Genomic DNA, 19,360 nt, shown 5'->3' on the forward strand with positions numbered 1-19,360 from the left:
GTGCCGCGCGGCTCACGGCCCTACCCGAGCCGTGCGGCACGGTCCCGGCGTCCCCCTACCTGATCACGGAGCACCCATGAACCCCGACCACCTGTTTTCCATCGCCGCCGAATTCGCGGAGGCGACTGGCAGAGCCGAACGCGCCCGCACTCTCGCGACCAGCGCCACCGGTGACGAGCGCGTCGTTCTTGCGAACACGGCATCACGTTGCGAGGCGGTTGTCGCGCGGCGGCGTGAGTTCCTCCGCGCCTCGCTGCACGAGGCCCTGCGCGGACCTGTCGTCGCCGAGCCGGACACGGAGCTGCCTGCCGCGCTCTGGCAGCGGCGCCACGTCGAGATCCGCGCCTGCACCGTTGAAGGCTCCCGCATCCGAGTGCGCTGCACCCCGGCGCAGGCTGTCGCCCTCGGCACCGCGCTCATCGGCTTCGCTGCCCTGACCGACCAACGCGGCGGCGGCGTCCTCGGCGACATTCTCACCACCTTTCCATCCCACTTCACCGCGGAGCCCCAGGCGAGCGGCCAGGACGGGACGCCGGCATGACGACCTCGCTCGACCCCCTCGACAACGCCGGCGGCATCGGCGCGAGTCAGCGCGCTCTCGACGGCCGGCAGCTCGCCGCCGCGCTCGCCCTGCTCGGCACCGCCGATCCCGTCTGCCGAGTTGCTGACCCGCCTCAACCTGCGGATCTACCCGGGCGAGCCCGCAGACCGCACCGCGTACGTCGTCGTCGACGTGCACGGCGTCTCCATCGGCGTCCAACGCCGCGCCGACGACCTGTACCTACACGCCGACACCACCGAGACCGGCGACCGCCTCATCGCCTTCGAGATCAACGGCGGCGGCGAAGTCGACCACACCACCAGCTAACCCTCACCCTCAACGGAGTTGTGATGTACCGGTCCATGGAGTACGGCGACACCGCCCGCGTGATCAAGCCAACCGACCCGATCGAATACCGCCTCGGCACCGTCACGGACGTCGACTACCCCAACCCGCAAACCACCTACGCCCGTCACTACACCCTCCGGTTTCCCAACGGAGACGAGCGCACCTACCCGGCCGCCATCGTGAGGCGAGCCAGCCGAGCCGACGACCGCGCCGCCCTGGAAGCCGCCTTCACTACCGCCTGTGTGGCCGTACGCGACGCCTGCCGCATCGCCCACGACTACGACGCCGACCTCAGCAACGGAACAGCGAGCCTGCTGCGGCGGCTGGTCGATCTCGCCAGCCTGCGCCTCAGCCTGATCCTCGACCCGGCCGACCCCAACTGGCCGCTCGCTCGCAACCAGGATGGAGGCGACCAGTGATGCCGCCGGACTTTCCGAACCCCGAGGAATTCACCCGCCCCTCGGAGGTAGCAGCGCTTCCCGCGATGCCGGAGTCGCTGTACTGCCGCCGCTGCCGCAGAGGACTGAACATCCGTTTCAACGACCTGGGCTTCATCGTGGGGTACCTGCACGCGGCCGAGCAACGCGGCCAAAGCAGCGACCACCGGCCCGAGCCCGCACCCATCACCGAGATCCCCGATCCGATCATCGAGTGCGACTTCTGCTCCGCACCCGACGCCGCGTGGATCTACCGGTGCGCCAACCAGGTCACCGACGCCCGCCGCGTCACCGCGCAGGTGTTCGCCGTCAGCGACTACCAGTCTCGGCACCACGCCGCGCGGATACGCCGCACCGACACCGAGCACGCCTTCACCCAGGCGTGGGGCGAGCGGTGGACCTCGTGCGACGGGTGCGCCGTCTTCATCGAGGCCCGCGACCTGTACGGGCTGATCGGTCGTGTGGCCGACGCGATGCCCGCGAAGCTCACCCGAGGCAAACACCTCATGCGGACCCGAGGCCAACTGCACGACAGGTTCTCCGCCGTGTTCGACACCCTCGCCCCCGGCCGAGGCCGCATCGCGCCCGGCCACCCTCTCGGCATCTGGCCCGGCCACGCGGAAAAGACGCCATGAGCAACATTGAACGGCGCGGCCGGCCCGCCCTCACTCATGCCAAGGCCCACCACCGTGTCGGACCGGTGTGCGGTGCAGCCGACGTGCCATTAAGCCGCGTCACCGAGAACCCGCACCTCGTCACCTGCCCGGACTGCGAAGGGATGGTCGAGTTCGACGCGCTCCCCGACGACGCCACCGCAGGCGACCCCCGCGTCATCGAGCTTTTGCGGGAGGCGAAGCGCGGCAACTGCCGCAAGATCGACGGGGTCCTGGTGGACATGACTACCGCCGCCGCGATCCTGACCGTCTACGACGCCCTCAAACCCGCCACCCGGGTCAAGCTGGCCGCGCTGCGCATCGACCGGATGGCGCAGGTGGCGTGGCGGCTGCTCCGCCCGCACGTGTAGGGCGGGCGGTTCGGTGGCCGGCGGGCGCACCCGAGGGTGCGCGCAACCCCGCCGGCCACCTCGCCCGTCCCGGGCCGACCGGCGGACCACAACAGCCGCCTTCACCCACGCCGAGCGTGCCGCCGATCCTACGGCGAACAACGGACCCGCCTCGACCTTCGGCGCCGCTCGGGGCTAGCCAGGGGAGGATGGACAGCGTGGCGCGACACGTGATCGGCGGACGGACCGCCCTGGACCGGGCAGGGGTCGCCGCGCACCTCGGCGCGGCGTACTCCACCGTCAACCACTGGCACCGCCATCGCGCCCGGTTCGACTTCCCCGAAGGCTTCCCGCACGAGGGCGGCGACTGGTTCTGGCTCGACGACATCGAGGCATTCCACGCCGCCCACCAGACGGCGAAGCGCGCCGAGCTGACGCGGGTCGACCGCCGCGGCGACTCCGACGACCTCCTCGGCTCGGGCGCCGCAGCGAGGGTCCTCGGCTACGCCTCGTATCGCAACCTGCCCGACACCCTGTACGACCACCCCGACCGAGTCGAGACGCTCCCGGACGGGCGGGTACGTCGTCTGTGGTTCCGGCGCACCGTGTGGGCCGTGGCTGACGCCCGCACGGGACGCCAATCCACCGGCCGCACCCCCGGCACCACCGGTGCCCGCAAACCGCACCCCTACGCCGACGATCCTCGGCTTCCCACCGCCATCGCACTCCTGACCGAGGCCGACCGCGCCGGCCGTGACCGACGGGGCCTCGGTAACGCCCTGGCGCAGCAGCTCGACGTCACCGAACGTACGGCGCAACGGCTACTCGCCGCCGCTTACACGGCAAGCTGCCGGCGAACGGCTCCGAATGCATAGCCGTGTACGCCATCGAGGACACGGCAACTATCGACGCCTGCGAGTGCAGCTTCGGCTCGGGGCCGAACTTGCTCCCTAACAGTGACTACAGTCAGTCGCGGTGGCCGACCCGGCGGCGTCCGGATCTGCCGAGAAGCGCACTCCGCACGCTCGCGCCAAGTCGAATGGTTGATCGTGGCAGAGGTTCTGATTCCTCTCTTGCTTATCCGCGACTGATAAAGATCAATGCTGAGAGGGTGGCGACTAGGGTAGTTCCCCCACGGCAGTGCGGAGCCTGTCGAGGAGCTCTGGAGTGCTACGTAGGCGGGCTCGGACAGCCTTCTCGTAGTCGTCGCGATTCACAAAACGAAGACGCTTGGCTATCGCGGTCAGGAACCCGCTGCTCCGTACAGAGAAGCGCTCAAGTACGCCGGCGTAATCGGCGCCGTCGATGCAGCCTCGCAGGTCCGCCTCTTGGGCCTGATATGTCGATTCGAGGTTAATGGTCACCGTCGTCCCAGCCTGCATGAGTTCATTGGCTTCAGGGAGGTGTGCCAACGCCTGCTGACGAAGAACCTTGATCGCATTCTCGGATGCCAGATGCTTGATGTTCTGGTCGCTGAGCGAGGTCAGTGCTGCGCCTCGCGCGTCGGCCGCCATCGAAGCCCCATCCTCCCCGAGCGTTAAACCTTGATGCTCGGCGACGGCGTCGACGATCCAAGAGAGGTAGTACAGGTTCTCGACTTCGTTGACCGGCAGCACCAAGATCTTTTTCGCTGCCATCGCGGCGACTTCATTCGCACTGCGGGCGTCCCCGTCGAGCACGCCACGTCCATCAACCCAGTGGAAAGACTCTGACTCATCAAGTCCGGCGACGGCTCGCTTGACTCCCTCACCGCCCCCGCACGGCACGACTGACCTGTCAGGGAAGAGGAGGCGATACAGCGCAAAGTCGAGGCTTGAGACCTCGCCTTCCACGAACAACAGTTTTGATCGGCCCCCCAAAATAGCCTGCCGGACGGAGTCGGGTACGTCCAACTTGCCTTGCTCTATTTGGACGGTCCAACCCGATGGGTTTGGTCCGTTCCAACTGACCGCACTCACAGTGCAAACGGTGGTAGACGCCGCGTCCAATTTGCTCAACAGATCGAGGTCATGCGTAAATAGAACGAAACCGGCGTCAGGCCGCTCTAGCGTGAGGGCGACGATGAAATCCGACGAGATCGATCGATGTAAGTGTCGTTCGGGCTCGTCGACCAGCAACACGCTGCCAGGTGGGGCGAGCAGCGCCTCTGACGCCAGCAGGAACGCTCCCTTCTCGCCGTCTGACATCTGAGAGATCGGGTATGCGGTACCGGCCTCGGTGACGGCGTCGAATCCACCCATGTCCGTAACGCGAAAGCGTAGTGCCATGCCTGCAGCCGCGAAGACACGTTCGAGCTTGTGTAGCATGCTTTCTTCCACGCCATCGTCAGCAGCGGCTACCTCGCCGCGGTCGTATCGATCGGCGGCAAGGGCATTCCGCAGGTTGACCTTCGCGAGCAGGTCGTACAGCACTTTCGCCGAACGCTGCTCCTCCGCCACGACGGTGGTGCGAGAGTTGGGCAGCGAGTCCCAATTTCTGAAATGGGCCTCGTTCTGCGTCCGCTGGCTAGTCGTCATCTCAACGCCAGCAGAGGACAGCCAGATTCGGCGGTGCGCGATGACCCTGACTATCGGTGCAGGCGAGGCTCCTTTGTTGACACTCAGCCAGAAGCTGAGAGCCGACTTCCCAGCCCCGTTGGGGCCGACGAAGACCAAGGTCTCGCCCGCGTGCACCGACAAGCCAAGGTAATTAGTGCCGTCCTGGCTAGGGACAGTCCACCGCATCAATGGTGGGGCGTCCTCTCGGGGCTGCATCATCGCCGAACTCCTCGCCTCACGTTGAATGCCTCCCGCCCAGGAGACTCCTGCAGCGCGAAGCATCAGCGTAGATGGGCGCTCAGCGCTCATGTGCCGCCCCTCTCCGAGGTCCCCTGTAGACGCCGCCCGAAGCGCGAGGCGAGCCATCAGTTACTGCGGGTCCTTCCGGTCAAGCTTCCGTCAGAGCGGAACCGCGGCGTCGCTGCGGAGGACGCTCACAGGTCGGCCATGCGGGAGCGGCTCGACGTCGCACTCCTTCGCAGGCGGTAGGTGAACCTTTCGGGAGCTTCGGTCATCCGCGCATCATCTGACGCAGGGCGCCATTGATGTCGGTGACTCGGCTGTCGGCGGTGCGGCGGAGCACGTCGTGCACCTCGTCCGTGAGTACGAGGGTGCGGACGCCGGGGGTTGTGTCGGTCATCGGTGGTCCCTCCTGGCAGCGTTCGGTGGGGTGCCCGTGCGGGCAGCCGTGCCTATCCACGCTGACCTCGACGGCGCGATCAAGATCCCCGCCGGCGCCGGTCCGGGGTTATGACTGACGGCTCTGTTCGAGGCCGCTGTCGCGTGTCTGATCCTGTGGTCAGCCGACGTCGGCACGTCAAACCGATGCCGTGGGCCGGGGGCCGTTGGCCGGCTGTGCCTCCTGGCGCAGCGCGGTGAGCAGGGGTGAGACGCCGCTGTTACGGATCGAGTAGCCGTTCTGGCGTAGCCGTCGGGCAAGCGCATCCCGGCTGACAGTGTGACCTTCGCGTGTCAGTTCGTCACGGGCTACGCGGGCGGCGGGCAGGAGCGGCACCAGGTCCGGAGCGAGGTCGACGTTGGTATCGCCGGGTCGATCGTCGTCGTCAGGTTCCGCGCCGAGGTCAGCATCAGTCCCGCTGCTGTCCGCCTCCTGATCGTCGTCCCGGGAGTCGGCAATGTCAGGTGACCAGCCCTGGGTCGGCTCGTCGGTGTCGACATCACGGGCAGGTGGTTCGGGCAGTGGACTCGGGCGGGGTGCCCTGGTGTCGCTGGTCTTCCGGGTGGGCTCGGCGGGCGCCGATGCGGTGGGCTGCACTGGAGGTGGTGTCGTTGATGCCTCAGCTGGCACGGTGTGCGGTTGAGGTTCGGCTTCGCGTCGGCGGGCGGCCAGTTCCACCAGGGAGACCGACGCGACGATGATCAGCCCGTCCACCGAGAGGGGCAGGAGGTACGGCACGGTGCCGGTTTCGCCGTAGCGGGCGACGACGCCGACCATGTGGTGGTAGCTGATCCACGCGGCGATGCCGGCGATGGCCGAGGCGGCGACGACTCGGATGACGCCGAGTGCACGTCGGTGCACGGGGACGCGGGTGACCAGTTCGACGGTGATCAGCAGCGCGAGGGGTGGCCATGCCGCGATGGCCTGGGCGATCGGGTTCGCTTGCGCGTGCAGGATGTTCGCGGTGACCGAGGCGGCCACGCCGAGCGCCAGTGTCGCTCGCACGGCCCACTGCATCCGCTGGAGCCGGCTGTCGGTCATGGCCGTCCTCCGGGCACGGCGCCGGCGGCGGGTTGGAGCTGACGTTCAGCGACGCGGCGGGTGGCCTGCGATGGTTCGGCGTCGCCGAGGTCGGCGAGGCGTTCCTCCAGGCGGCGCAGGGTGCGGCGGACGGCGTCGGGTCGCTGCTGCCGGCCGTGGATGCGCATGATCCGCTGGTACAGCTCTTCGTTGACGGGGTCGAGGTCAGCGGCGTGTTCGAGGGCGGCAACCGCCTGGTCGGAGTGGTCCGGTTCGAGGATTTCGGCGATGCGGGCGTAGGCGGTGAGGATTTGATGGCGGTAGCTGGTGGCGTAGTCGGTGGCCCATGGGTGGTCGTGGCCTTCGGCGAAGTCACCTCGATACAGCTCGGTGGCCCGGCGTAGCGCGGTGAGTATCGCCGCGTCGTCGTCGGTGGTGGTGGCCTTGTCGATGGCGGTGAGCATCTGCCACAGGTCCACGGTGACGGTCTGCGGGTCGAGCTGGTATCGGCCGGTGGCGGGGTTGTAGATGATGAACATGGGTTCTTCGTGGCCGGTGGCGGTGCGCAACACCCGCCGGGCGGAGGTGATGTCGGTGCGTACGCGTTTGACGGCGGCGGCCGGGTCGGCGTTGGGGTGCAGGTTGGTGGCGAGTTGGTCGAGGGTTCGGCCGGCCGGGTGGGCGGCGAGGACTGCGAGCGTGGCGTAGGAACCACTGCGCATGCCGGTGGCGATCGGACCGGCTTCGGTGGTGACGGTGACCGGGCCGAGTACCCGGAGGCGGACCAGGACCGCCGCGTCGTCAGGCTGGACCGGCACGGTCTCGTTCGGCTCGACGGTCACCGCGGCCGGCGAGGTCTCGGTGGGCGGGTCGTTAACGTCAGCGCCGGCCTCGGGCCGGGCCATCGCGTCGGTGAGCATGGAGAGGATGGCGGCGAGGTCTTCCGCGCCGAGGGTGGACAGTCGGGTCACTGGGTGCGAGCTGTCGCTGGTGGCAGTGCCCTCGGCGCTGATCTCGACGGTGGGGATGCCGTCGTGCGGACCGAGGATGACGGGGTGCAGATTCAGGGCGGCGCGGTGGTTAGCGACGGCTTGGACTCGGGCGGCGTGCCGGGGGCCCGAGTCGATGAGCAGCACGTATGGCGGCTGGGTCTCGGCGTGGTCGGTGCGGCCGTTCAGGTCGGTGATCGTCTCGGCGTCGAAGGTGTCGAGCAACCGGCGACGGCCGATCATCTCCTCCTCGGCATGGGTGATGGCCGCAGCGGTGTCGGCGAGAACGACGAGGCGTTCTCCGTCGTAGGCGGTGCCGTCGGGGTCCAGGCCGACCGATGGCGCACCGTCGGGCAGCAGCCGGGCGAGCAGGTCGGCGGTCGTGACCACGACGGGGCGGGTCGCGGCGGTGTCGGTCGTGCCGGCGGTCAGCGTGGCGGCGAGGATGGCGCGGGCCGCCGCGATGGTTCCGTCGCCGTGCAAAGCGAGGCCGGGACCGGGCAGGTCGAACAGGCTGACTTCTGCGGCGCTCGCGTCGACGCCAACGGCGGGCGAGGTGCGGTCGGTGCGCTCGGTCTGGTTGGCGGCGGCGCTGATGCGGCGCAGGAGCGCCGGCATCGGCTGCGCGGCGGTTCCTGATAGTGGGAAGGTGAGCCTGGCGTGGCGGCGCCGCTGCAGGCTGGCCAGGGCGGCTGTGGAGGCGATGGCGGCGGCTAGGCCGAGGCTGATCCAACCCTGCGTGGGCAGCGCAATGCCGCCAGGACGGTCCGACTGTCTGCGGGCTGGTCCAGACCCGGGGGACGCCGCTTCGGCCGACTCGCGGGGTGCGTTCGGTGCTGTCGTTTCCGACGGCGACGGGGATGGCTTAAGCGTTGCGGCAGGCGGCCTCGCCTCGGGCCCGGCGGCTTCTGAGGTGCCCGGGTCGGGGTGGTGGTCCTTGTGCGGGGTGGGCGGCGCAGCTGCACGACGGGTGGGCAGGGAGAGCTTCCATCCGACACGGATCACGTTCGGGTCGGTGAGAGTACGCCCATCGGCTTGCTGATGTCTCCGGTTGAGCTTGTAGATCTCCGGCCAGCGGTTTCCGCCGCCGAGGTGCCGCGCGGCGAGATCCCACAGGGTGTCTCCGGCGACGACGCGGACGGACTCGTGAGGGCTGGTGCGAGCGGCGGCGATGTCCCCGGTGTTCTTGCGGGGCTCGGCTGGGGGAGTGGCGGGTTGGGGGGAGATGGTGGCATCCGGCGGTGCTGTCGTGGCTGCGTACACCATCGGTGGGGCCGGACTGGGAGCGTCGTGGGTGAGGGCGGGGTCGCCGCCCTCGCGGGGTGTCGCTGGTACGGAGTCAGAGTCCGACGCCGGGTGTACCTGGGCGAGTGCGGGAAGGGCGACGGAGGTCGCGGCGGTCGAGCCCAGCATCGCGGCGGCGAAAGCTTGGACAGGGCGGGGCAGGCGCAGGTCGCACCGCCAGCGCATCCGCACGGCAAGACGTCGGTAGGAGTGATCGGTGACGGCGGCGATGAGGAAGATCCAGAGCAGCCATAGGCCGGTTTGCCCGAGGACCGCGAGGAAGCCTGCGGTCAGCGGCTCGTGTAGCCATTCCCGCATCTGGGTTGCGGACAGACCGTGCAGGGTGAGCCAGCCGGTCCGGTAGAGCAGGACGGGCGGCGCCAGGGCGAGAGCCACGGTGAGGATGCGTACGGCTCTGGTTGCGGGCTCCTTCGTCATGGTCTGTCTCCTCAGCGGCGTGCTGTGGCGGCTGCTGAGAAAGACCGTAAGAGCGGGATAGGTGGGCTACGTCGGAGGAGAACCTGACAGCACCTCACACTTCCTCACGTGACCTCACAACCGCAGGTGACGGCGTAGTCGGCGCGCGAGAGCGTCGGGACTTACGAAGTCGCTAGGGAACGCCTGAGGCGATATCCCCTGGGTGCCGTGGCGCGTTAGCGATGGCTGGTGCTGCCTATCCCGGTTTCGGCGTTGTCGTCGCCGAGGCCTTGCCGAAGGTGCTTGGCGCGTTCCTGCAGGGCGGCGTTGTAGGGGTCGATGCGGATACCGGCTTGCAGGAGGTCGAGAGCGCGGTCCGGGGCAGGTTCGGCAGCGGCAGAGGCGGCGCAGACGTCGATGATGCGTCGGCGGATCGTCTCGCGGATGGGGTCGAGCCAGGGCCAGGCACGTCCTTCGGCGAGGTCGGCGGGGTAGGCGTCGACGACGGCCTGCCACGCCTCGGTGCTGGGTGTGATGGTGGTGGTGGCGTGGCGTAGGGCCGCGTTCAGGTTCCAGAGGTCGACGTCGAGGTGCGCGGGGTTGAGACGGTAGCGGTCGTCGGCGTGGTCGATGACGTGTAGTCCGCAGGCATCCCGGATCGAGGTGCGTAGGTCGCTGAGCGCGGTATAGAGGCGTCCGGTGAGGGCATGGTGTGGCAGTCCGGGCCAGATGGCATCGGTGAGTTGCGCGGCGTCCGCTCCGGTGGGGTGGACGGTGGCGAGGTAGACGAGGATCTGAAGGGCGGCGCTGCGGCGGACGGGCAGGGGTTCACCGTCGATGAGCAGTTGAGGGTCCCCGAGGACTCGTACGTGCAGCCGCTGGAGAGGTGTGTCAGCAGCTGCGAGGTGTGATCTCTGGCGTGGCAGCCGTGGATTGGGCCGCATCGGCTCGGGCGCCGCGACAGGTACGGCCGTCGCGCCGGCGGTCAGCTCGACCGGGGCGATGACGGCGAGGAGGTCGGTGGCGGCCACGTGATCGAGGACGCACACCCGTAGCCTCGGCATGGCGGGGTCGTGCGGGTCGTACAGATGGCCTGCGCTGTCGGCATGCCAGGTTGGGCCGGCAGGCCATTGTCCCAGGACGATGAGGGTAGCGGCGGTCTCGATGCTGACAGCGGCGAGGTGTTTCGGGTCGCCTGCGGCGCAGTCCTTGCCGTCGAGGATCACGACGGCGGGATGGCCGCTGATGCTCGGGGTGCCCTGGGTCTGCCGGGGGATGCTCGTGTGCTCACGGCGCTCGGCCGCTCGGACGAGGCGGGCTGCCTCATCGGGGCTCTCGGCGATCGTGAGCGGCAGCCGTTTGATGAGGCTCTGCGCTGCTGGTCCGAGGACGGAGGCCAGCGCCGCGCTGCTGACGATCAGTGATGCCGCGGGGCGGTGCTGCCTCGCCAGGAGGGCGGTGACGAGCAATCCTCGACCGACGGAGAGAGCGCCCTCCCCGATCAGGCCGATCCCCCCACGGGGGAGGATGTCGTGAAGCCCGGTGATGGCGTACGACGGTGGCTGGGTGGGTGGTGCGGGGGTGTCAGCGAGTGCCGTCTGCACGCTGGAGACGGTGCGGGGCAGTGGGGCGAGTTCGGAATCCGGCTGGTTGTTCGAGGCGAGACCGGGTTGGTAGTCGCGGCGGCGGCGCAGCCAGACCAGCGAGGCGGCAGCGGACACCTGCATGGCGACCTCACGAGGTAGCCAACCACCGGCCACGCTGATCCCGGCCGCGTCCGCGATCGTGCGGTTGTCTGTGCCGTCCGGGCGGGCTCCGTCATGCAGGGTGGTCGTGCCGGCGGTTGCCGGATGCGGTGGGTGCTCCGGGGCAGCCGTGTTGGTGGTGATGCCGAGTACCGCCACGCCGGCCATTCCGCTGGCCGTGGCCTGCAACGGCGTGGGCAGCGGCAGCCGCCGCAGCAACGCCGACGTTGCGCGGAGACGGGCCAGCAGTCGAAGGGCGACGGTGTAGGCGAGCATAAGCCAGATCAGCCAGGCGCCGATGGTGAGCGCAGCGGTGAGCGTCTGCTCGGTCAACGGCTGCTGCACCCATGCCCGCACCTGCCCCGAGGTCGGCCATCCAGAGACAGGCGGACCGACAACGGCCAGCAACACCGCCGGAGGGCCGACCAACAGGACGAGGACGACCAGCAGCAACATCAGCTGCCGCGGCCAGCGCACCTCACCCACCTCCAGCGGGAGAGCCGCCAAACACCGCCGGTCCCGTGGCGGCGGGACGGATGATGCGCGTCCACACTCGCGCGGCCCACCACACCGCCACCGCCACCGCGTAGCCGACTGCGAGGATCCCGGTGGCTTGCCTGTTCACGATCGCCGCGCCGATGACCGCTACCGGAGCGGACACGATCAGCCGGAACATCAGCGGCCTCACCAGCGCCATCACCACCGCAACGCCCAAGAGCAGGCCACCGAGGCGGCCGGCGAGGTCGATCCACACCACCAGGTGCGGCCACCGATCGGCGGTCAACGAGTACTGGATCAACCCCATGCCCAGTGCGGCGGCCACGACCGAACCAGTCGGCGCGGCCAGCAGAGCCGACCAGCCACCGTGCGGCGTACGCGATTGCCGGGCGGCGATCACGGCCATCACCACCGCGATCACCACAAGCGGGACGATTGGCCACAGCGCCCAGCGAAGGAAGCTGCCACCGACCGGCAGGCCGAAATACTGAGCGGCGACGACCGCATACAGGCCAGCGATGGCCGTCCCGAGGCAGAGCGCGGCGAGGATGCCGACACCGACTTTCCCGCCTTCGGTCCGCAGGTCAGGGGTTGGGCTGCGAGCAGCAATCAGCGACCCGAGGACGGTGCCCGCCGCCAAGCAGGCCAACAGGGCGGACACGGCTGCCATGGTCAGTCCGCCCCAGTTGAAGTCGACCCAGTAGTGCACGCTCAAGGTGTTGTTCTTCTCGGCCGTCACGATGCACTGCCAGAACAAGCACAGCGACGCGAAACCCGGCACCGCAATCGCCACGGCCCGCCGCACCGGTGGTACCACCACCTCGACCTGGGCGGGCCCGGAGATCACCGCCCCGGCTTCGGCGGCGCCCCGAGCCGCCGCCAACTGCGGGTCGACCACAAAGGTCGGAGTGACCCGGGTCCGCTCGGCAATCGCGGTGGCAAGGTGCGGAAGATGAGCGCTGCCACCGACGCAGTAGATTCCCGCCAGGTCGTCACCGGTCAGCTCGGCGGCGGCCACGGTCTGCTGAGCCAAGTCGGCGACACGGCGTACGACGGGCGTAGTTGCCTCTTCGAGCATCGCTCGATTCGCGATCACCGGGGCCTGGCCCATCATCGGCACCGTCACCGCGGGGTGAGAAACCAAAGCTTCCTTCGCGACGCGCACGCTCTCGGCCACCGCCCATTGACCTGCGACGCCGGCCGGCACCTCCTGACCATGCGTCAACACACCCGCCAACGCCCCGTCAACGGCCGAGCCACCAGCGCCAGAGTCGGCAAGCGTCGCGAGAACCTCGAAGCCCGAAGAACCCCGGCGCAGCACCGTGACCTCCGCACCCGCGCCGACATCGCACACCACAACGAAGGACCCCACCGGAATCTGCGTACCGGTAGCGACCAGCAGCTGCGCCACCGCCACCGGAGCCTCCACCAGACGCGGCTGGGGAAGCCCTGCCCGGTGGGCGACCTGCCGCATCCACGTACGCCGACGCGGCCCCCACCCCGCCGGCACCACCAACCGCACATCCGCCACCGGACCACCCGCAACCAACTCGGCCTCAGCAGCCACCCGACGCAGCGGCGCCGCAGCCAGCTCCACCGCTTCGACTTCCGTACCGTCGACCACCAGGTCGCCGTCAGCGGGCCGACGCGGGATCGGAATCAACCGGCTCGGCTGCTCACCGGCGGCCTGCCAAGCCTGCTGGCCCATCCAGACCCCGCCGTCGGGGCTCACGTAGCCGACGCTCGGCAGGAACGGCAAACCGTCGAACATCACCACCGAGGATCTGCCATCAGGCCAGGCCAGCACGGCTGCGGTACTCGCGCCTCCGCAGTCAATCGACAGCCGGACTCCGCTGGCCCCCATGCCTGTAGTCAAACATGAGGATCACATTCACGTCACGTAGCAGTCACTCACCGGAACGTCAGCTGACCGCGCGGGATGGCCCGCATCGGAATCGAGACAGTTGGCTGAACGGGCTTCAGCAGCCTGATGGGTTCGGCAAACGCTTCAGGCGTGGAGGGCCGGCAGCGGTAGCACCAGAAGATCCATCGGCGGTCCCCATGGCAGTACGGACGTCGCTACCTGCCTCCATCCAGCCCGTTCGTACATGGCTCGGGCGGCAGATCGGGGATCAGACGCGAGGGTTGCCCACCGCTCCGGCCGGTCCGCAAGCAACCGCCGCATCAACTCCGACCCAATACCCTCACCTCGACGCGCGGGATGCACGATCCACTCCATTACCGCGAACTTGTCCGCGTCGAGCATCTCGCGTGGAGGATCCTGTTCGGCGCGTGACCACCAGGTGCCAGCCGGCATCGTCCAGCCGTACGCTGCGCCGATTAGCTCCTCGCCTTCCTCGGCGGCAATCAACGAGAACCCCGGGCGAGAGGCTTCCTCCGGTAGGCTCTCGCGAAATCTGGCAACCTGCTCCGGCCCCTCGTTATAGGGCGGCTCCGCGTACACGAGGGCATACAGGTTTCCTGCCGGGCCAAAGAAGGGGCGGGCAGCGTGGCCAGTGAGGGCGGTGTAGCTGAGCATGACCGGATGGTACGGGCCTGGCTTTGCGTTACGGCAGCGCTCGCGCCGTACTCGTTCGACGGGTCAGATTTTCATCCAGCCGAGTAAATCATCATACAGGGGCCGGTGCCGTTCGGTCTCGGGTACGGCGGAGGCGACCTGTCGGGCTACGCTGCGAACGATCTCGTTGTGCTGTTCGGTCGGCAGCTTGTCCAGAAGATCAACAGCGAGACGCAATCCATCCGACACGCACCCGCTGCGAATGAGCGCCGTCGCCTGATGTAACTGAACCTGAGTGCGTAGCCGCGTCTGCGACGCTGGATATAGCACCAGGGCGCGGTCTTGCGCGAGCTGGGCCTTTCGGTAGTCACCCGCGTGTGTGTAAACCCACGACTCGGTGTGTCGAAGCCGATGCTCTGGCCAGCCCCATAAACTTTCTACGTCGGCGACTGTCCTCGCCGGGAGTCGCTCAAACATGCTGTCGAGCTGCTCCACGGTGCTGATCGCCTCCCCGTGCCTGCCAGCCAAAGCGAGTGACTGTGCCCGTCCGGCAAGCAAACCGCATGTCGCATCGGTGGCCTGCCCTCCGAGTAGCGGCATCACCTCGCTCGACAGCGATACAACATGTTCAGCGGGCCGGCCGTCGTAACAGCCATTCACGACGTCCCACGCTCGCACCAGTACCTGCGTCTCCGGATCACCGGATCCGTCGGCGACGCGCTGCGCGGTCTGCCACCAGCGCCGCGCCGCCATCATCTGACCAGACGCCACCAGCCCGAGGGCAATGATGACTGACAGTCGGCCGGCAGCCCGGAGCAGCAAGAGTCGGCGGTCACCACGGTCGACGGCAATCTGATGTTGCAACACGGCCATATCGCGGCCCAGTTGCTCCATCACTTGGTCCTGCGGTTGCTGGTAGTAGCTTCGGCCGTAGGCAGCGACGATGTCGGTCCACTCGTCGTACTCCACGTTGACGGCGGCGCTGAGGCCATGTCGTAACGCTTCCAAGCCGACAGCGCGATCTGCAGCGGGTGCGGCAGCGAGTGCGCCCATGGCTTGCAGAATCGAGCGTCTACGCACGTCCGTGTCACCTGCCTGCTCACGTAGGTATGCCTCCGCCAGCACGCCTCCGGCCGCCAGAGCCCGCTCGCAGGCGTCTGCCATTGCCTGAGTGGGACGACGTTCCCCGCGTTCCACTTGTGAGATGTGGCTGTACTGAAACTTTACAAGCGCTGCGAGATCTCGTAGCGACAGGCCCGCTGCGGTGCGGTGCTGCCTGAGTATCTGCCCGAAAGACTCCATGTAACCCCCAAGCGGTGTGTGCAGATGCGTGTGCACACGGTGCACGCCTGCTGCTGGCACAGCTTATAGGCGACGCTACGTCCACGAACAGATCCGGCACGACGGTGATAGGCCGCCAAGCAGTGACTGGCGCCCGATTGGACCGATGACGGGCCGTGACTCCGGGTGCAGTAAGTGATCGTAGAGAGGGCGGGCGAATGCGCAGAAACGATCTTCGTAATGGCTGATTCGGAGACACCGCTGGATCTGGCGCTGGTTGCGCATGACCGCGCCGCAGAGTATTTCTGGTCTTACATGCAAGAACGTAGCCTGCGATTCCTGCCGCAGCAAAGTGCGCCGATCCTCTTCTCGACGCTCGGTCACCTAGTGGTTGATCGAGGAGATCCAGCTGCTCGGCATGCCACATTATCGGTGGTGGGCCAAATGTTTCGGTGCCTCGGCCTCCATCCGTATCACAGCACGGTGATCGCTGCCGCCATGGTGGATACCGTGCGGCGGTTCGCGGGTACGAACTGGGAGCCGGCGCGTGTTGGCGGGTGGGAGCAGTGCTGTCGTCGGGCGCTTGGTCTGGCCGAGCGGGCGGCGAAGGCATCGGGTGATGGCCCTGACGTGCTGGTGGCCGAAGTGGTCGCCCATGAAGTCGTGTCCGACGGTGTCGCGGTGTTGACGGTCAAGCCGGTGCCCGTCCTTGGCTTTCAGCCTGGTCAGGCGGTTCCGGTATGCACGCCTCGCCTTGCCGGGCAGTGGAGATGGTTATCGCCGGCGAACGCTCCTCGCGCTGATGGGACGGTGGAGTTTCACGTTCGTGCGGTTGCGGGCGGTGCGGTTTCATCGGCACTGGTCGAGCAGGTGGCGCCGGGGGAGTCGCTGTGGCTGGGGCCGGGGTTGGACGTGGGGCTGTCGCTGGAGCGGGCCGGTGACGCTGACTTGTTGTTGGCGGCGGGCGGTACGGGTCTCGCGCCGTTGCGGGCGTTGGTGGAGCAGGTGGCTAGCTCGCCGGTCCGACGTCGGGTGACATTGGTGGTCGGCTCCCGAACGTTGCTCGATTTGTATGACGCGGTGGCGTTGGACAAGTTGCAGCAGGCGCATGGTGACTGGTTGACGGTGGTGTTGGCGTTCTCCGACGACCCGGATGTGGAGCCGGCCGCGCAGGGAAATCTGCTCAGCGTTGCGATGTATCACCATCGGCGGGGGCAGGCGGTCTACGTCTGTGGTGTACCGCGGTTGATGGAAACGGCGCGGCAGTGGCTGCCCCTGGCGGGGGTGGCGTCAGACAAATTGCACCTCGCGATGACTTTCGATCACGCGCTGGAAACGGCCCGGTGGCTGGAGCGCCGCCGTGCGGCGCTCGCGACCGGCTCGCTGGAGGACGGGACTGCCGACAGCGGCGCGGCCGGAGACGCATCATGACGCCCGCGCGGACGATCGCACGCGCGGGGATGGCGGTCCGCGGCGCGACCAGCGAGGACATTGACGCGCTGTCCGAGATCATGGCGTACGGATTGCTGGTGCAACCGACGGCTTGCTGGCTGGTTCCGGACGGAGCTGCGCGTCCTGCGGTGCTGCGCCGCTATGCACGTCTGGTTCTTGTGCGGGCGATGGTGGATGGCCAGGTGGACACGCTGGACGGCGGCGAGGCGGTGGCGGTCTGGTATCCGCGGGTGGAGCCGCCGGTGGCGGCTGACTCCTGGGGGTATGACCTGGAGAAGGTCCTCGGTCGGTATGCGTCCCGGTTCGCGTTGCTGCACGCCTACGTCGATGCGTTGGTGCCGCATACGCCGCACCACTACCTCGCTCACCTCGCGGTCCGCCCCGAGCAACGAGGTGCCGCGCGAGCGCTGCTGACCGCCTATCACCACCGGTTGAATGTGGCCGGGTTGCCGGCGTACGCCGAGGTCAGCGGCACTCAGCCGCGCGAGAGCGTGTTCGCTCGGCTGGGGTATGAGGTGCGGTCGCCGATCTTGTTGGAGCCCGGCGGCCCGGCGGTGTGGCGGATGTGGCGACCTGGGTGTGGGGGCCGGCGCGCCGATGGGTTGCCGTGCCGGGTCCGCACACACCGCCTTGCGACGCCGATGCCCTTCAGCGGGGCGCCGGTGGCATTACCTCGATCTCCGTAGCGACCCTCCCGAGAATTCCCGTCTTGATCATCCTGCTCGCTGCGACGTAGCGGGCCGGCCTTTCGCACCCTGCTACCGAAGGAGTCACCCTCATGGTGCCCATTTTGAAACGAATACGAGCTTTGGTGCCACCACGTGTGGTGAAGGTGGGACGGCTGTCACGGCTGCCGCGCGCCGAGGCCACCGTCACGGGCGCGGGAGCTGTGGCGTCGGGTGAGGTCGCGTGGGGGTACGCGGTGCGTCGTGAGTGGGCCAACGGCCTGCATGACCTGTTCGGTTTCACGGCCGACGCGGAGACGGCGAAGGGGCAGCTCGATCGTGAGGTCGCCTTTTGGCGGCTCGGCCCGGTGCGGCCGGTGGCGGTGTATCTCGTCGCGGCGAACGCGGTCGAGGTGGGCCGGCATCCGAAGGGCGGCTGCGACCGTTCGGGTTGTCCGGACTCGCCGGATCGGGGGCGGCGGTGAGGGCGACGCATGTGCAGGTGGCGTTGGCGCGCCGGACGGTGACTCCGACGGGGTTGTGGGTGTTCGGGGCGGCGGCGTCGGCGCCGATGGTGGTGCTGGCCGGAGGCGTCGTCGCTACCTACGCGACTACTCGGGTGTCGGCGCTGCCGTTGGTGTTCGTGCTCGTCGCTGGGGTGGTGGCGTTGCTGGCGGTGGGGTACGCGGCGATGGCCCGGCAGGTGGGGCACCCGGCGGCCTACTACGGCATCCTCGCCAACAGCCTCGGACGTGGTTGGGGTGTTGCCGCTGGCCTGGTCGCTCTGGCTGCCTACAACTCGATCCAGATCAGTTTGTACGGGTTGTTCGGGGCGACGTTGGCGGCCCAGCTCGGCGGGGTGTGGTGGGTGTGGGCGGGCCTCGCCGTAGCGGTGGTGGGGACGTTCGGTGTGCGGGCGATTGTGCTGTCCACCCGGGTTCTGGCGTGCGTGCTGGTGGTGTCGCTGCTGATCGTCGCGGCCTTCGTTCTCGCCGGCGTGGGTCAGCCGGCGGGCGGGGAGTTGTCGTGGGCGGGCTTCGACGCCAGGGGGCTCGCGGTGGGGGGCGTCGGCGGCGCGGCGGCGTTCGTGGTGGCGGCGTTGATGGGCGTTGACGTTCCGGGCTCGATGGTGGAGGAAGCCGTGGACCGCCGGTCGGTCGGCCGGGCCACGATCGGCGCGGTGGTCGTCCTCGGCGGCGTGTACGCCGTCGTGGCGTGGGCGATGGGCGTGGCGGTCGGCCCCGAAGCGGTCGGTGAGGTGGCTGCTGATCCGGCGGGCGGTTTGCCTTTCTCGGTTCTGGACCGTCTCGGTGGGTGGTGGGTTCCGCTTGCGGAGTTGGTTCTGGTGCTGGCGATCGTCACCTCGAAGCTTGTTTTTCACAGTGTCGTGGCCCGGTATGTGTTCGCCATGGCGCGCGAAGGAGTTTTGCCTCCGGGGTTGGCGCGTACGGGCAGTGCGACCCGGGTCAGCGCGCCGCGCGGCGGCTCGTTGACCCAGACGGTGATCGCCTCGGTGGTGGTGGGCGGGTTCGCCCTCGGCGGGGCCGACCCGATCGCCGTGATGTTCACCTGGCTGTCGACGCTGGGCGCGCTGGGTTTGCTGTGTCTGCTGCTGGCAGCGTCTGTGGCGGCGATGACCGCACCGGCGAGCGTGCGCGGCCCGAGGCCGGGGATGTGGGAGTGGCGACTGGCTCCCGCGCTGGGCGTGGTGGGTGGGCTGGTGTTGCTGGGCGTGATGGTCGGTAACGCCGGTGCGCTGTTGGGCGCCGCTGCGGGGTCGCTGTATCCGTTGCTGTTGCCGGCGATCCTCGCCGCGTTCGCGGTTCTCGGCGGGCTGGGGGCCGGGCATCTGCGGCGGTCCCGTCCGGAGGTCTACGCCGGCATCGGCCGGGGCACCCCGACGACGCACGCCGTTCCCGACGCGATCCACGTCTCGATCTGACCAG

Annotated in this window: 17 protein-coding genes and 1 pseudogene; 10 read left to right on the forward strand and 8 right to left on the reverse strand. The window is 68.5% G+C overall.

Annotation, left to right across the window (positions count from 1 at the left end; translation table 11 throughout):
• Positions 1 to 76 precede the first annotated feature (76 nt).
• The 6 genes and pseudogenes from SM450_RS00110 to SM450_RS00135 all read left to right on the forward strand — a co-directional run bounded on the left by SM450_RS00110 (position 77) and on the right by SM450_RS00135 (position 3,204).
• A complete protein-coding gene (locus SM450_RS00110) occupies positions 77 to 541 on the forward strand; it encodes a hypothetical protein (RefSeq protein ID WP_474617577.1) in 465 nt (154 codons plus the stop codon).
• A pseudogene (locus SM450_RS00115) lies at positions 538 to 868 on the forward strand (hypothetical protein). The gene SM450_RS00110 and the pseudogene SM450_RS00115 overlap by 4 nt, the downstream one beginning before the upstream one ends.
• A 23-nt stretch (positions 869 to 891) precedes the next feature.
• Positions 892 to 1,308 carry a hypothetical protein gene (locus tag SM450_RS00120; protein WP_474617578.1) on the forward strand — a complete coding sequence of 139 codons (417 nt, stop codon included), beginning with the start codon at positions 892 to 894 and terminating at the stop codon, positions 1,306 to 1,308.
• A gap of 65 nt (positions 1,309 to 1,373) precedes the next feature.
• Entirely contained in the window at positions 1,374 to 1,961 is a 588-nt protein-coding gene (locus SM450_RS00125) for a hypothetical protein (protein ID WP_474617579.1), read from the forward strand.
• Positions 1,958 to 2,350 carry a hypothetical protein gene (locus SM450_RS00130; protein WP_474617580.1) on the forward strand — a complete coding sequence of 131 codons (393 nt, stop codon included), beginning with the start codon at positions 1,958 to 1,960 and terminating at the stop codon, positions 2,348 to 2,350. The genes SM450_RS00125 and SM450_RS00130 overlap by 4 nt, the downstream gene beginning before the upstream one ends.
• 188 nt (positions 2,351 to 2,538) lie before the next feature.
• On the forward strand, positions 2,539 to 3,204 hold the full coding sequence (locus SM450_RS00135) for a hypothetical protein (protein ID WP_474617581.1): 666 nt from the start codon (positions 2,539 to 2,541) through the stop codon (positions 3,202 to 3,204).
• Between the two features lie 243 nt (positions 3,205 to 3,447).
• Here SM450_RS00135 and SM450_RS00140 read toward each other — a convergent pair whose 3' ends face one another.
• The 8 genes from SM450_RS00140 to SM450_RS00175 form a co-directional block, all read right to left on the reverse strand.
• Positions 3,448 to 5,232, reverse strand: coding sequence for an AAA family ATPase (locus SM450_RS00140; protein ID WP_474617582.1), 1,785 nt, complete (start codon positions 5,230 to 5,232; stop codon positions 3,448 to 3,450).
• A 145-nt stretch (positions 5,233 to 5,377) separates the two neighbouring features.
• Positions 5,378 to 5,506 carry a hypothetical protein gene (locus SM450_RS00145; RefSeq protein ID WP_474617583.1) on the reverse strand — a complete coding sequence of 43 codons (129 nt, stop codon included), beginning with the start codon at positions 5,504 to 5,506 and terminating at the stop codon, positions 5,378 to 5,380.
• A gap of 177 nt (positions 5,507 to 5,683) precedes the next feature.
• Entirely contained in the window at positions 5,684 to 6,586 is a 903-nt protein-coding gene (locus tag SM450_RS00150; protein ID WP_474617584.1) for a DUF2637 domain-containing protein, read from the reverse strand.
• Positions 6,583 to 9,276, reverse strand: a complete 2,694-nt coding sequence (locus SM450_RS00155; protein WP_474617585.1) for a BTAD domain-containing putative transcriptional regulator — start codon at positions 9,274 to 9,276, stop codon at positions 6,583 to 6,585. Before SM450_RS00155 ends, SM450_RS00150 begins: the two co-directional genes overlap by 4 nt.
• A 215-nt stretch (positions 9,277 to 9,491) precedes the next feature.
• A complete protein-coding gene (locus SM450_RS00160) occupies positions 9,492 to 11,477 on the reverse strand; it encodes an AfsR/SARP family transcriptional regulator (RefSeq protein WP_474617586.1) in 1,986 nt (661 codons plus the stop codon).
• Between the two features lies 1 nt (position 11,478).
• Positions 11,479 to 13,269, reverse strand: coding sequence for an Hsp70 family protein (locus tag SM450_RS00165; protein WP_474618329.1), 1,791 nt, complete (start codon positions 13,267 to 13,269; stop codon positions 11,479 to 11,481).
• A gap of 237 nt (positions 13,270 to 13,506) precedes the next feature.
• Positions 13,507 to 14,037, reverse strand: a complete 531-nt coding sequence (locus SM450_RS00170; protein WP_474617587.1) for a GNAT family N-acetyltransferase — start codon at positions 14,035 to 14,037, stop codon at positions 13,507 to 13,509.
• Between the two features lie 63 nt (positions 14,038 to 14,100).
• Entirely contained in the window at positions 14,101 to 15,318 is a 1,218-nt protein-coding gene (locus SM450_RS00175; RefSeq protein ID WP_474618330.1) for a helix-turn-helix domain-containing protein, read from the reverse strand.
• Positions 15,319 to 15,537: 219 nt separating this feature from the next.
• On the opposite strand from SM450_RS00175, the gene SM450_RS00180 reads away from it, so the two are divergent.
• The 4 genes from SM450_RS00180 (at position 15,538) to SM450_RS00195 (ending at position 19,356) form a co-directional block, all read left to right on the forward strand.
• Positions 15,538 to 16,728 carry an FAD-binding oxidoreductase gene (locus SM450_RS00180; protein WP_474617588.1) on the forward strand — a complete coding sequence of 397 codons (1,191 nt, stop codon included), beginning with the start codon at positions 15,538 to 15,540 and terminating at the stop codon, positions 16,726 to 16,728.
• Positions 16,725 to 17,435 (forward strand): N-acetyltransferase, encoded by a 711-nt coding sequence (locus SM450_RS00185; RefSeq protein WP_474617589.1) that lies wholly within the window; start codon positions 16,725 to 16,727, stop codon positions 17,433 to 17,435. The genes SM450_RS00180 and SM450_RS00185 overlap by 4 nt, the downstream gene beginning before the upstream one ends.
• Before the next feature lie 125 nt (positions 17,436 to 17,560).
• The gene (locus SM450_RS00190) at positions 17,561 to 17,899 is read left to right on the forward strand and encodes a hypothetical protein (protein ID WP_474617590.1); all 339 of its coding nucleotides are present in this window, start codon (positions 17,561 to 17,563) and stop codon (positions 17,897 to 17,899) included.
• Between the two features lie 11 nt (positions 17,900 to 17,910).
• Positions 17,911 to 19,356 (forward strand): APC family permease, encoded by a 1,446-nt coding sequence (locus SM450_RS00195; protein ID WP_474617591.1) that lies wholly within the window; start codon positions 17,911 to 17,913, stop codon positions 19,354 to 19,356.
• The last annotated feature ends 4 nt before the right edge of the window (positions 19,357 to 19,360 follow it).

This window comes from Micromonospora marincola (assembly GCF_056150385.1).

Excerpts from the sequence above, each read along its gene's own strand:
- SM450_RS00110 (WP_474617577.1), top strand. The coding sequence starts at position 77 with ATGAACCCCGACCACCTGTTTTCCATCGCCGCCGAATTCGCGGAGGCG.
- SM450_RS00120 (WP_474617578.1), top strand. The coding sequence starts at position 892 with ATGTACCGGTCCATGGAGTACGGCGACACCGCCCGCGTGATCAAGCCA.
- SM450_RS00125 (WP_474617579.1), top strand. The coding sequence starts at position 1,374 with ATGCCGGAGTCGCTGTACTGCCGCCGCTGCCGCAGAGGACTGAACATC.
- SM450_RS00130 (WP_474617580.1), top strand. The coding sequence starts at position 1,958 with ATGAGCAACATTGAACGGCGCGGCCGGCCCGCCCTCACTCATGCCAAG.
- SM450_RS00135 (WP_474617581.1), top strand. The coding sequence starts at position 2,539 with ATGGACAGCGTGGCGCGACACGTGATCGGCGGACGGACCGCCCTGGAC.
- SM450_RS00140 (WP_474617582.1), bottom strand. The coding sequence starts at position 5,232 with ATGGCTCGCCTCGCGCTTCGGGCGGCGTCTACAGGGGACCTCGGAGAG.
- SM450_RS00145 (WP_474617583.1), bottom strand. The coding sequence starts at position 5,506 with ATGACCGACACAACCCCCGGCGTCCGCACCCTCGTACTCACGGACGAG.
- SM450_RS00150 (WP_474617584.1), bottom strand. The coding sequence starts at position 6,586 with ATGACCGACAGCCGGCTCCAGCGGATGCAGTGGGCCGTGCGAGCGACA.
- SM450_RS00155 (WP_474617585.1), bottom strand. The coding sequence starts at position 9,276 with ATGACGAAGGAGCCCGCAACCAGAGCCGTACGCATCCTCACCGTGGCT.
- SM450_RS00165 (WP_474618329.1), bottom strand. The coding sequence starts at position 13,269 with ATGTTCGACGGTTTGCCGTTCCTGCCGAGCGTCGGCTACGTGAGCCCC.
- SM450_RS00170 (WP_474617587.1), bottom strand. The coding sequence starts at position 14,037 with ATGCTCAGCTACACCGCCCTCACTGGCCACGCTGCCCGCCCCTTCTTT.
- SM450_RS00175 (WP_474618330.1), bottom strand. The coding sequence starts at position 15,318 with ATGGAGTCTTTCGGGCAGATACTCAGGCAGCACCGCACCGCAGCGGGC.
- SM450_RS00180 (WP_474617588.1), top strand. The coding sequence starts at position 15,538 with ATGGCTGATTCGGAGACACCGCTGGATCTGGCGCTGGTTGCGCATGAC.
- SM450_RS00185 (WP_474617589.1), top strand. The coding sequence starts at position 16,725 with ATGACGCCCGCGCGGACGATCGCACGCGCGGGGATGGCGGTCCGCGGC.